The following is an 11,879-nucleotide window of genomic DNA, read 5'->3' as shown; positions in this document are numbered from 1 at the left end:
GCTTCGGCTCCGCCGTATTCCGGCCCGCCCGCTTCGGCTCCGCCGTATTCCGGCCCGCCCGCTTCGGCTCCGCCGTATTCCGGCCCGCCCGCTTCGGCTCCGCCGTATTCCGGCCCGCCCGCTTCGACACCGCCGTATCCCGGTCCATCGGCGGCCGACGGATCCCGCTCGCCGTGGGCGCCACCCGCACCTCCGCAGGCCGGGCCGGGACCGGGCGGCCCGCCGCCCACCCCGTCCGGACCGACGCCACTCCCTGAGGATCGCCCGTGACCGACGAACCGCTCCCCTCCCCGCGCCGCGCGTTGATCACCGGCGCCAGCCTGGGCATCGGCGAGGCGTTCGCCCGCCGGCTCGCCGCCGACGGCTGGGACCTGGTCCTGGTGGCTCGGGACGCCGGCCGGCTCGCCGCCACCGCCGCCGAACTCAGCGGGCGGTACGACCGCCAGGTCGAGACGATTTCCGCGGATCTGTCCACCGACGACGGCTGTTCGGTGGTGGAACGCCGCCTCGTCGCCGAGCCGCCGGTCGGGCTGCTGGTGAACAACGCGGGCTTCAGCCTGAACACCCCGTTCGTCCGATCGACGGTCGAGGACGAGGCCCGGCTGCTGCGGTTGAACGTGCTGGCCGTGCTCCGGCTGACCCACGCGGCTCTCCCGCCGATGATCGAGCGGGGCAGTGGGGCAGTGATAAATGTCTCTTCCGTTGCGGGTTTCGGCGTGCCCATGCCCGGATCGACGTACTCGGCCAGCAAGGCGTGGGTGACGAACTTCAGTGAGTCGATCGGCCAGTCGGTGGCGCCGCTCGGCGTGCGGGTGATGGCGCTCTGTCCCGGCTACACCCGCACCGGCTACCACGAGCGCGCCGGCATCGACATGTCGCGCACCCCCGGCTGGATGTGGCTGCGGCCCGCCGAGGTGGTCGAAGAAGGGCTGCGTGACCTGCGGAAAGGCAAGTTGGTCAGCGTGCCGAACTGGAAGTACAAGCTGGCCGTGGCGGGCCTGCGGCACGCGCCGCGACGGCTGCTGCGCGGCGTCTCCCGGGACACCCGGGGGCGGGTCGGCCGGGGCCGGGACTGACCGCCGGCGGGTCGCGCGGACGTTCCGGTCGCCGGGATCATCGTCCGGTAACCCGGGTGGACGGTCGCACAGCGTAGTCGGGCATAGCCAGTCGTCGGTCGCCCGCAGGGTTGACCCGGGCGGACCCCACACACACCTCCCAGACTCGCGAAGTACCCTCTATCGCCATGGAGGACCACGACGACCTGCGTAAATTCATCACCGACCTGGCTGTGGTCCATGGCCGTGTGGTGCTCTCGTCGGGCCGCGAGGCGGACTGGTACGTGGATCTGCGTCGCGTCACGCTCCATCACCAGGCGGCGCCGTTGGTCGGCCGGGTGATGCGTGACCTGACCGCCGACTGGGCGTACGACGCGGTCGGCGGGCTGACCCTCGGGGCCGATCCCGTCGCCGCCGCGATGCTGCACGCCTCGGCCGGGACCGACCGGCCGCTGGACGCGTTCGTGGTCCGCAAGGCGGGCAAGGCGCACGGTCTGCAGCGGCGCGTCGAGGGGCCGGAGATCGCGGGTCGTCGGGTCCTGGCGGTGGAGGACACCTCGACCACGGGTGGCAGTGTGTTGACCGCCGTCGAGGCGTTGCGTGAGGCCGGGGCCGAGGTGGTCGGCGTAGCGGTTATTGTTGATCGAGGCGCCGGCGACGCGGTGCGAGCCGCCGGACTGCCGTATCGGGCGGCCTATACGTTGGCTGACCTCGGCCTTGTGGCCTAAAAGTTTGCCGATTCGGATCTGCTGATATGCAGGCGGATCGATGCTGCTGGTGGAAGGATGGAATACGTGGGAACTGCGTTGGCTGAAATGACCATGCCTCAGATCTCGCCGCTTGCCGGCGAGCCGATCGAACGTGCCGACGCCGAGCGGCTCGCGGGGGTCCTCAAGGCCCTCGCCGACCCCGCCCGGCTGCGGCTGCTCAGCCTGATCCAGTCGGCCCCCGAGGGCGAGGCGTGCGTGTGTGACCTCACCGCGCCGCTCGGCCTCTCGCAGCCGACGGTCAGTCACCACCTGCGTATCCTCACCGAGGCCGGCTTGCTGGAGCGGGAGAAGCGCGGTGTCTGGGCGTACTACCGGCTGGTGCCGACCGCGATCGCCACGATCGCGGATCTGCTGACCCCGCCGCGTAAGCGGGCCACCAAGAAGGCCCGCTGAAACCGGACGTGTCCGAGCTTCGGGGTTGACTGTCCGGGGTCAGGGCGCGGCGTCAGACGGCCTTCATTCGGCCCGGCGTGCCGCCTAGCGGCGCAGCGGCCGAATTGTGGCCGCCGGCCGAGCCCGGATGTCCGTAGGCCGCCCCGATTGAGTGCGGCGACGGGTGGCGTGCCAGGGGTGGCGCCACCACCGGACGGTGACGGCTGCCCGTCATCCGTTCCGCCCGCAGAGTTTCAGGTCGTACGCGGATGGCCGGCCCCCCGGTGCGGGGGACCGGCCATCCGGCGTTTGTCGGTCAGCGGTCCTGCGGGCCGCGGCGTCGGTGGTCGTCGTCCCGCAGGGCGTCCCGGTATGCCTCGGCCGCGCCCGCCGCGCTGGAGGCGGCGACCACCGCGGCGGCCTCGCCGCGCTTGCGCGCCCGCCGGTCGCGGAGGAACTCGAAGAAGATCGGCAGCACCGAGATCACGATGATCAGGGCGACCACCGGCAGGATGTACCGGTCGATCTTGTCGCCGATGGCGTTGTAGATCTGGTCGGCCAGCAGGTAGCCGACCAGCAGGATGCCGTCCACCCAGAGGATCGCGCCGACGACGTTCCAGAGCAGGAACTGCCGGGCCGGCATGCCGAGCACCCCGGCCACCGGGTTGAGGAAGGTCCGCACGATCGGGATGAAGCGGGCCAGCACCACGGCCTTCGCCGGGCCGAACTTCTGGAAGTAGTACTCGGCCTTCTCCACGTACTCCCGCTTGAACAGGCGGGAGTTGGGGCGCTCGAACATCCGCCGGCCGTACCGGGCCCCGAACCAGTGCCCGAGCTGCGCGCCGATGATCGCGCAGAGCGGCCCGCCGACCAGCAGCGCGACCAGGTTCAGCCGGGTGCCGGCGCCGAAGATCGCGTCCGCCACCGGTGAGGCGGCCACCCCGGCCAGGAAGAGCAGCGAGTCGCCCGGGAAGAAGAAGCCGACCAGCAGGCCGGTTTCGGCGAAGAGGATCACCCAGACGCCGACCAACCCGAAGGTGTGGATCAGGTCCTTCGGATCGAGCGGGTTCAGCGCCACGCTTTCGGAGAGCATCCGGGTCTTCTCTGCTGTGTCCACGGCCACAAAGGGTACCTGGGCCCGGCCCGGCCTCACGCCGGACCGGGCGTACCGGTCACAGCCGGGGGTCGACCGGCTCGGACTCGCAGGCCAGGATCGCGAAGACCAGCTCGTGGCGGCGCTCCCCGGAAACCCGTCGGTGGTCGCCCGTCCGTGCCGTACGGTTCGGTGCTGCTGCCGCTGGTGGTGTGGATCTGTCGGGGGTGACCCGGACATGACGGTGCCCCGCCGACCGGGGGTCGGCGGGGCGCCGTGTTGCGTCGGGGTGCCTGGGGTCAGGCGACGAAGCGGGTCTTGCGGCGGCGGGCCACCACGTAGCCGCCCAGCCCGGCGACCAGCAGCAGGGCGCCGACGCCGGCGATCAGGCCGGTGGCGGAGCCGGTGATCGGCAGGGTGCCGCCGTCACCACCGCCCTGGCCACCGTCGCCGCCCGGAGCGGCGTTCACCACGACCTTGGCGGTGTCGTTGGCCGGCTTCAGGTCGCGGTAGAAGCCGCCGTCGCACTCGCACGGAACGTTGATCTTCACGAGGCCGGTGGCGTTGGGGATCACCTTGTCGATCCGCAGCGAGAAGTCCAGCATGGCCGAGTCACCGGCCTTCAGGAACGGCTCGAAGTAGCACCGGTAGTGCGGCGCTCCTGGCTCGCCCGACTCGCCCCACTCCTTCCCGTTCATCGGCGCGCAGCTCTGCGGCACCTCGACGGCCGTGGTGCCCTTCGGAACATCGAAGTTCATGTAGGTGATCGAGCTGCCGCCCCGGCTGTAGTCAAGCGTCGCCGGACCGTTGTTGCGGATCCCGATGGTCGCCTTCACCGAGTCGCCGGCCTTGCCGGTCAGCGAGGCGCCGAGCGCCTCGAGGTCGGTGCTGTTCTGGCCGGTGACGGTCACCTGGAGGTTGGTCGAGTTGTTGTCCGGCTGATTGTCCGCCTGGAAGCCCCGCGCGGTGGTGGCCTGGGCCAGGGTCAGCTCGCCGTCGGTACCCGGCTTGCCGATGGTCACGTCGTAGTGGCCCAGGTAGTTCTGGAAGTCCTCGAACTCGGCGGGGGTCATCCAGACGATCTCGCCGTACTTGAAGCCCGGAGCGAAGCTGTCCTTGCCGAGAACATACGGCAGCGACGCGCTGAAGCTCGTGCCCGCAGGCAGGTCCTCCTTGAACTGGCAGGTCCGCAGCTCGTCGCCCACGTACGTGCAGTTGCTGAAGTGCTTGCCCGCGTTGAGGCCGTAGTCGTTGTAGAAGACGACGGTGGCACCCTTGGCGGTGGTCTCGCCTGCGTTGCTGACCTTCAGCGGCGCGGTGAAGCTCTTGCCGGGTGCGACCGAGAGGGCGGTCTCCGGACCAGCCGCCAGGTCGACGCCCTCGCCGATGCGAATCTTCGCCTCGTGCGAGACCGCGTCGAAGCCCGCCGCGGTCATCGTCACCTTGAGCGTGCCAACGTCCCCGTCCTGCGCCTTGTCGGTGGGCTTGATCTGCACCGGGAAGATCCCGGCCAGGCCCCACTCGTCAAGGCCGACCTCGAACTGCTCCGTGCAGAGCAGCACGTTCTCCGAGGGGCTGGTGCAGTCGGAGAACGTGTCCTCCTCCTCGCCGACGTTCACCTTCCCGGCCAGGTCGGTGAAGTCGTAACGGACGGTGAGGTCACGCAGCACGACGGGGGCCGAGCTGTGAATGGTGCTGTATTCGATCTTTCCGTTGGAGCCGGCCGCGATCGTGGTGTCACCGAAGTAGAGACCCAGCTTGACCTGCGCCTCCTCGGCGAGGGCGGGGGTGGCGGAGGCGGCGACGAACGCGCCTGCGGCACCCAACCCGGCGAGCCAGCGCCGAGTGGAGTTCCTGAGCATGTGGGGGTTCCTCCCGTGGGATTTCAGATGGTTCGGGGGTGGGGATGTGCGGGGTGCCCCGCCGACAGGAGTCGGCGGGGCACCCTTTGCCTTGTGCCAGTGGTGGCGTTCGAGATCAGGCCACGAAGCGGGTCTTGCGGCGGCGGGCCACCACGTAGCCGCCCAGCCCGGCGACCAGCAGCAGGGCGCCGACGCCGGCGATCAGGCCGGTGGCGGAGCCGGTGATCGGCAGGGTGCCGCCGTCACTCTCGCCTCCGCCAGCGCCGCCGGCCGCGTTCACGACGATCTTGGCGAGATCGTTGGCCGGGTTCAGGTCGTCCTTGAAGCCGCCATCGCACTCGCACTCGGCATTGATCTGCACGCTGCCGGTGGCGTTCGGCACGACCTTGTCGATCCGGAAGCGGAACGGCGTCTCCATCGTCTCGCCCGCGAAGAGAACGGGACCCGTGAAGCAGCGGTACTTGGCCGCCCCCGGCTTGCCGGCGTCGTCGTCGAACTTGGTGCCGTCGCCCTGGAACGGGACGCAGTCCCACGGCACGTCGATGGCGGTGGTGCCGGTGGGCACGGTGACGTCGACGAAGGTGATGTCGGAGCCAACGCGGCTGCGGTCCAGGGTGGCCGGACCGTTGTTGCGGACGCCGAGAAGCGCCTCGACCACGGCATCCTTCTCGCCGCTCAGCTTGGCCCCGATCGCCTCGAGGTCGGCGCCACGCTTGCCCTGGACGTGCACGGTCAGCTCGGAGAAGTTGTTCGTGGGGTCGACGTCGGTCTGCGCGGCCCGGTTGCGGGCGGCGGTGGCCTTCCCGAGGGTCAGCTTCGACCCGGTGCCCCGCTTCGCGGTCTTGATGCCGGCCTTCTTGGCAGCACCGATCAGGTCCTCGAAGTCACCCGGGGTGATGAACTGCGTGTAGCCGTAGGCCGTGCCCGGCGCGTAGGTGTCCGGCCGGATGGCGTACTGGAACGTGGCGGAGTGGGTCTCGCCCGGCGCGATCTCTTCGCTGAACTCACAGGCGATGAGGATGTCGTCGAGGTAGTAGCAGTTGCTCCATCGTTCGGTGGGGGTGATTGCCCAGTCATGGTCGAACAGGGCAACCGCACCCTTGGCGGTGGTCTCGCCCACGTTGCTCACCGTGACCGGCGTCGAGAAGTTGCCGTTGTTCTTCGCGATGTCGACGCTGAGTTCGGTGGGCTCGCCGCCCGCCAGGTCGACGCCCTCGCCGACCCGGATCTGGGACGTCCAGGTCGCCCGGTCGGTGTCGCCCGTCTGGACGGTGATCTTCAGGGCGCCCTTGTCATCGAGGTTGGCAGCGTCGGTCGGCGCGATCTTCACGTTGGTCGGGAAGCCACCGAAGTACGGGTCGACGACCACGTCGAAGTGCTCCCGGCAGACGAGCACGCCCGCCTCCGGCGCAGTGCAGTCGTCGCTGTCGTTCTCGCCGGTGAGCGTGACCTTACCGGCCAGCGTCCGGTAGTCGTACCGGATCGAGAGGTCGCGCAGCGTGACGGGCTCTTCGGCGTAGAGGAACGCGGACTTCACCACGCCGGCGGAGCCGACGGCGACGGTGGTGTCGGGGAAGAAGGTGTAGATCTGGGGGCTCGCCGGGGCGGCTACGGCGGGGGTGGCGGAGGCGGCGACGAACGCGCCTGCGACGCCCAACCCGGCGAGCCAGCGCCGAGTGGAGTTGCTGAGCATTTGGGGGTTCCTCCAGTGGGAATTTCAGGCGGAGTCCGTGGAGCTTAAAGAATCTTTAAGTCGCGCCGCTGCCCTGACTGGCTGGTTGGCCTGCCGAACCGACCGAAAGGTTGATCGCCCGGGTGTGCAATCTTCGGCCGCCCCGGGTCCGTCAATCAGTCGGGACACCGGGAGGTGCAGATGACGTACGAGGAGTTCGCCGACGCGCGGCTGGACGCCCTGCTGCGGTACGCGGTCATGCTGACCGGCGATCCGCACCAGGCGCAGGACCTGGTGCAGGACACCATGGTGCGGGTCCAGCTGAACTGGCGGCGGGTGGCCCGTAGCGACGCCCCGGAGCGGTACGTCCGCCGGATGCTCACCAACCAGTACGTCGACTGGCGGCGCGGCTCCTGGGCCCGCCGGGTGCTGCTGCGCGGCGAACCGGACGAGGCGGTGCCGGCGCCGACCGACCACGCGCAGGCCGCGGTGGATCGCGACCAGGTCTGGTCCTGGCTGTCCCGGCTGCCCCGACGGCAGCGCGCCACGCTGGTGCTCCGCTACTACGAGGACCTGCCCGACGCGGAGATCGCCGAGATCCTCGGCTGCGCCGTCGGGACCGTCCGGTCCTGCATCTCCCGCGCGCTGGCCACCCTCCGAGCCGAGTACGTGGAGGTCTGCTCATGATCGAGGACGACCTGCGGGCCGCCTTCGCCCGGCACGAGGCGCTCACCCCGCCCACCGGTCCGATCCGGGCCGCCATCGACCGGGCCGTGGTCCGCCGCCGGCGTCGTCGCCTCCGGCTCCGGCTCGCCGGTACGGCGTTGGCGGTGGTCGCCGCCGCCCTGGCTGGCTTCACGGCGATCGCGCCGCGCCAGCCGGCACCCGCGACCCCGCTCGGTGAGCCGGCACCGCCGACCCCCACCGGCGCGCTGAACGTGCTGCTGCTCGGCGTGGACGGGTACGAGGGCCGCCAGTACCGACTCGCCGACTCCGCCCTGCTGGTACACGTTCCGGCCGACCGTAGCCGGCTCTATCTGGTCTCGCTCCCGCGTTACCTGGAGGTCGCGGTTCCCGGTCACGGAACGGACAAGCTCAACTACGCCTTCCTCCAGGGTGCCGGTGAGCCGCATCCGGACCTGAGCCGCGGCTACCGGGTCACCCGTGACGCGGTGGCCGACACCCTCGGCGTACGGATCGACGCCGGTGCCGTCCTCACGTATCCGGTGGTGCGCAAGCTCACCGACGCGGTCGGCGGCGTGCAGGTCTGCCTGCCGCAGCGGGTCCGCTCGGTGCACACCGACCGGGTCTTCCCAGCCGGCTGTCAGCGCTTGGACGGCACCGCCTCGGTGGACCTGCTCCGCCAGCGGGTCGGGCTGCCGGACGGCGTACTGGACCGGGACCGCAACGCCGAGCGGTTCGCGGCCGGCCTGCTCCGCCGGCTCCAGGAGCGGGACACGTTCACCAATCCGGCCGTGCTCAACTCGCTGCTCCAGCACCTGAACTCCGGGCTGGTCGCGGACGCCGGAAACAGTTCCCTGCCCGCACTGGGACTGGTGGCCGCGCAGGCCGCGACCGCCGAGCCGATCGGGCTCCTCCCACCCGGCGTGCACGTGGAGAAGCCGGACCTCCGCTTCCGGCTCGATCCGGCCCTCGGGCCGGGCTTCCTCGACGCGCTGCGCACCGACCGGCTCGCCGAGTGGGCCGCCGGCCATCCGGGGCAGGTGACCACGCTGCGCTGACGCGGGGAGGGGCCGCAGGACCCTCCCCGCATCGTCAGCGGTAGTCGTCCTCGTCGGCGGTGACCACCCGGGCCTGTTCCATCGCGTCCCAGTCGCCGACCTCCAGGCCGCGGTTCGGCTCGATGTCGCCGTCCTCCGGGTTGATCGCCGCCGCCTGCTCGACCGCGTCGGCCGGCTCCGCCTCCAGGTCCCGCTCCTCCGGAGCGAGGTGGTCGCTCGGGGCGAAGTCCTCGTCGGGCTGACCCATCGTCCCTCCCTGGATCTCGGTGCGGACAGTCACCACCACACCGTACGGGCTGGCTCCGGGTCCCGCTCGGTGCCGGCCGAACCGCACGGCAGGCCCGGCGGCGGGTGTGACCCGACCCCCGCCCGGGCGAGTCGGCGGATTGTCCCTCCGGGCCCGGTTTCCGGTGCCAGGATGATGGCGTGGGCCTCCTGATCCGACTGGTGATCACCGCGTTCGCGCTGTGGATCACCACGCTGATCGTGCCGGGGGTGGAGGTGACCGGGCGCACCGGTACGGAGACGGTGCTCACCCTGGTCGTGGTGGCGGTCATCTTCGGCGTGGTCAACGCGGTGCTCAAGCCGGTCATCAAGGTGTTCGGCTGCGTGTTCTACCTGTTCACGCTCGGCCTGTTCGCGCTCGTGGTCAACGCCCTGCTGTTCCTGCTCACCGGCTGGATCGCCCGGCAGCTGCAGCTGCCGTTCCAGGTGGACGGATTCTGGGCCGGCTTCTGGGGAGCGATCGTGATGGCCGTGGTGAGCTGGCTGATCAGCGTCGTGGTGCCGGACCGGCCGAGCCGCCGGTGAGCGGTTCCCGGGCCGGTTGTGCCGGTCGCCGCCTGCTACGGGATACTGCCGGCGGTGGACAGCGCGGTCCGGCGCACCCAAGGAAGACAGCGGCCTGCACGGCCGACAGCGGTAAGTAAGGAGCGTTCGACATGCCCATCGCTTCCCCCGAGGCTTACGCGGAGATGCTGGATCGCGCCAAGGCCGGCCACTACGCGTACCCGGCCATCAACGTGACGTCGTCGCAGACGCTGAACGCGGCGCTGAAGGGCTTCGCCGACGCGGAGAGCGACGGCATCATCCAGGTCTCCACCGGTGGCGCCGAGTACCTCTCCGGTCCGTCCGTGAAGGACATGGTCAGCGGCGCGGTCGCCTTCGCGAAGTACGCCCACGAGGTGGCGAAGCACTACCCGGTCAACATCGCCCTGCACACCGACCACTGCCCGAAGGACAAGCTGGACAAGTTCGTGCGGCCGCTGATGACGATCTCCCAGGAGCGGGTGCAGCGCGGCAAGGAGCCGCTGTTCCAGTCGCACATGTGGGACGGCTCGGCCGTGCCGGTGCCGGAGAACCTGCAGATCGCCGAGGAGCTGCTCACCGAGGCCGCCAAGGGCAAGATCGTCCTCGAGATCGAGGTCGGCGTGGTCGGCGGCGAGGAGGACGGCGTCGAGAACGCCATCAACGAGAAGCTCTACACCACCGTCGAGGACGGCCTGGCCATGGTCGAGGCGCTCGGCCTCGGCGAGAAGGGCCGCTACATGGCGGCGCTGACCTTCGGCAACGTGCACGGCGTCTACAAGCCGGGCAACGTCAAGCTCCGCCCCGAGGTGCTCAACCACATCCAGGTGGCGGTCGGCGCCAAGTACGGCAAGGAGAAGCCGCTCAGCCTGGTCTTCCACGGCGGTTCCGGCTCGCTGCTGTCGGAGATCCGCGAGGCGCTGGACTACGGCGTGGTGAAGATGAACATCGACACCGACACCCAGTACTGCTTCACCCGGCCGGTGGCGGACCACATGTTCCGCAACTACGACGGCGTGCTCAAGGTCGACGGCGAGGTCGGCAACAAGAAGATGTACGACCCGCGGGTCTGGGGCAAGGCCGCCGAGGCCGGCATGGCCGCCCGGGTCGTCGAGGCCTGCGAGGCGCTGCGCTCCACCGGCACCACGATGAACAAGTAGTCCACCAGCCCGTCACGGCGGCCGGCTCCCCGCAACGGGAGCCGGCCGTTCGTGTCTCACGCGGCGGTGAGCAGCCGGACCGCCTCCCGCACGTCGTCGGTGAGGTGCACCGTGGACGACAGGTCGCCGAAGGGGGAGGCGGCCAGCAGCGGCCGCAGCAGCGACTCGACCGGCAGTTCGGTGGTCCAGTAGGTCCGGTCGAGGAACACGTACGCGCCGCTGGCCCCGTCGGTGCCGTAGTAGGTCTTGGTGGCCGCCTGGAACACCTCCTGCACCGTCCCGGCCCGACCGGGCGCGAAGACGATTCCGCCCCGGGCCAGTCGCAGGATGGTGTCCTCCCGGATCGCGTTGGAGAAGTACTTGGCGATCCGCCCGGCGAACAGGTTCGCCGGCTCGTGCCCGTACAGCCAGGTGGGGATGGCCAGCCCGCCGGAGCGGGCCCACTCGGTGCCGGCCGCGGCGGGACGGGGCGTGGGCAGCGTCGGCCCGGCGGCGTACCGCTCCCGGACCCGGAGCGCGACCTCGGTGTAGCGGTCGTGGTCGGTGAAGTCGGGGGCGGTGGCGAGCAGGTCGATCGCCGCGGTCAGCTCCTCCGCCGGCCAGGCCGCGAGGAAGGCGCCCAGGTTCGCCGCCTCCATCACGCCGGGCCCGCCGCCGGTCACCACCAGCCGGTCGGCCCGCGCCAGCTCCCAGCCCAGCACCGCCGCCATCCGGTACGCGGCGCTGCCGCGCGGCACCGCGTGCCCGCCCATCACACCCACCACGGACTGCGGCCCGTGCACCGCCAGCCAGGTCCGGGTGGCATCGGCCAGGGCGTTGTCCACCCCGTGGTCGTGCAGCCGCTGGCCGAGCGCCTCCCGGACGTCCGGCAGCGCGCCGCCGTGCGCCCGGAAGTGCGCGTACACCCGGGTGTCGTACATCCCGGCGAAGCCGCCGTCCGGGAAGCCGGCGGCCAGTTCGTCGGCGGTGTAGAGGTGGGCCGGCTGGGTGGGGTAGGGCAGCCCGGAGAAGGGCGGGACCACGTTGGCGCCGCGCCGGACCAGGTCCGCGCCGACCTCCCGGCCGGCGAACCGGCAGCCCACGAAGAGGGTTCCGGCGACCTCGACGCCGCGCAGGTCGGGGACCGGGTCGAGGTCGAGGCGGAGGCCCTGCACGGTCAGCCCGGCGAGGGTGCCCTCGGCCAGCCGCCGGTCGAACTCGGCCCGGGTCTCGATCTCGTCGATGCTGGTGTCGTGCGGCTCGATGACGTCCGCGGGAGGTGGGGTCGGCACGAGATCATCCTGCCCCGGCCGGGCAAGCCGGCCAACCGCCGGCCGGACGGACAGAAGCCCGGCGGCCAGGCCACC

At 70.9% G+C, this 11,879-nt stretch carries 13 protein-coding genes; 8 read left to right on the top strand and 5 right to left on the bottom strand.

Annotated elements, in window-relative coordinates; all coding sequences use genetic code 11:
- From ACFYML_RS28885 to ACFYML_RS28870, 4 genes are all read left to right on the top strand, one after another.
- The coding region (locus tag ACFYML_RS28885; protein ID WP_387423618.1) for a hypothetical protein at nt 1-257 on the top strand (257 nt) is incomplete at its 5' end.
- A 9-nt stretch (nt 258-266) separates the two neighbouring features.
- Nucleotides 267-1,076, top strand: a complete 810-nt coding sequence (locus ACFYML_RS28880; protein ID WP_387423617.1) for an SDR family NAD(P)-dependent oxidoreductase — start codon at nt 267-269, stop codon at nt 1,074-1,076.
- Between the two features lie 167 nt (nt 1,077-1,243).
- Complete coding sequence (gene pyrE / locus ACFYML_RS28875; RefSeq protein ID WP_387423616.1) at nt 1,244-1,783, top strand: orotate phosphoribosyltransferase; 540 nt, start codon at nt 1,244-1,246, stop codon at nt 1,781-1,783.
- 57 nt (nt 1,784-1,840) lie between these two features.
- The gene (locus tag ACFYML_RS28870; protein WP_007073957.1) at nt 1,841-2,218 is read left to right on the top strand and encodes a helix-turn-helix transcriptional regulator; all 378 of its coding nucleotides are present in this window, start codon (nt 1,841-1,843) and stop codon (nt 2,216-2,218) included.
- 295 nt (nt 2,219-2,513) lie between these two features.
- Here ACFYML_RS28870 and ACFYML_RS28865 read toward each other — a convergent pair whose 3' ends face one another.
- The 3 genes from ACFYML_RS28865 to ACFYML_RS28855 all read right to left on the bottom strand — a co-directional run bounded on the left by ACFYML_RS28865 (nt 2,514) and on the right by ACFYML_RS28855 (nt 6,845).
- Nucleotides 2,514-3,290 carry a DedA family protein gene (locus ACFYML_RS28865; RefSeq protein WP_073835101.1) on the bottom strand — a complete coding sequence of 259 codons (777 nt, stop codon included), beginning with the start codon at nt 3,288-3,290 and terminating at the stop codon, nt 2,514-2,516.
- A gap of 299 nt (nt 3,291-3,589) precedes the next feature.
- Nucleotides 3,590-5,152, bottom strand: coding sequence for an LPXTG cell wall anchor domain-containing protein (locus tag ACFYML_RS28860; protein ID WP_387423615.1), 1,563 nt, complete (start codon nt 5,150-5,152; stop codon nt 3,590-3,592).
- Nucleotides 5,153-5,267: 115 nt separating this feature from the next.
- Nucleotides 5,268-6,845, bottom strand: coding sequence for an LPXTG cell wall anchor domain-containing protein (locus ACFYML_RS28855; RefSeq protein WP_387423614.1), 1,578 nt, complete (start codon nt 6,843-6,845; stop codon nt 5,268-5,270).
- Between the two features lie 180 nt (nt 6,846-7,025).
- On the opposite strand from ACFYML_RS28855, the gene ACFYML_RS28850 reads away from it, so the two are divergent.
- The gene (locus ACFYML_RS28850; RefSeq protein ID WP_387423613.1) at nt 7,026-7,511 is read left to right on the top strand and encodes a SigE family RNA polymerase sigma factor; all 486 of its coding nucleotides are present in this window, start codon (nt 7,026-7,028) and stop codon (nt 7,509-7,511) included.
- On the top strand, nt 7,508-8,566 hold the full coding sequence (locus tag ACFYML_RS28845) for an LCP family protein (RefSeq protein WP_387423612.1): 1,059 nt from the start codon (nt 7,508-7,510) through the stop codon (nt 8,564-8,566). The genes ACFYML_RS28850 and ACFYML_RS28845 overlap by 4 nt, the downstream gene beginning before the upstream one ends.
- Before the next feature lie 34 nt (nt 8,567-8,600).
- On the opposite strand, the gene ACFYML_RS28840 is transcribed toward ACFYML_RS28845, so the two are convergent.
- The gene (locus ACFYML_RS28840) at nt 8,601-8,813 is read right to left on the bottom strand and encodes a hypothetical protein (RefSeq protein WP_357434775.1); all 213 of its coding nucleotides are present in this window, start codon (nt 8,811-8,813) and stop codon (nt 8,601-8,603) included.
- Between the two features lie 179 nt (nt 8,814-8,992).
- Between ACFYML_RS28840 and ACFYML_RS28835 the strand changes: the two genes are divergently transcribed.
- Entirely contained in the window at nt 8,993-9,376 is a 384-nt protein-coding gene (locus tag ACFYML_RS28835) for a phage holin family protein (protein WP_387423611.1), read from the top strand.
- Nucleotides 9,377-9,507: 131 nt separating this feature from the next.
- Complete coding sequence (fbaA, locus tag ACFYML_RS28830; RefSeq protein ID WP_387423610.1) at nt 9,508-10,533, top strand: class II fructose-bisphosphate aldolase; 1,026 nt, start codon at nt 9,508-9,510, stop codon at nt 10,531-10,533.
- Between the two features lie 56 nt (nt 10,534-10,589).
- Here the strand turns inward: fbaA and ACFYML_RS28825 are convergent, their stop codons facing one another.
- Nucleotides 10,590-11,804: a hypothetical protein gene (locus ACFYML_RS28825; protein ID WP_357434565.1), complete on the bottom strand. Its 1,215-nt coding sequence runs from the start codon at nt 11,802-11,804 to the stop codon at nt 10,590-10,592.
- Between the last annotated feature and the right edge of the window lie 75 nt (nt 11,805-11,879).

Source organism: Micromonospora sp. NPDC007230, from assembly GCF_042869115.1.
Classification (GTDB): domain Bacteria; phylum Actinomycetota; class Actinomycetes; order Mycobacteriales; family Micromonosporaceae; genus Micromonospora.
This window is presented reverse-complemented; position numbering and strand designations above follow the sequence as displayed.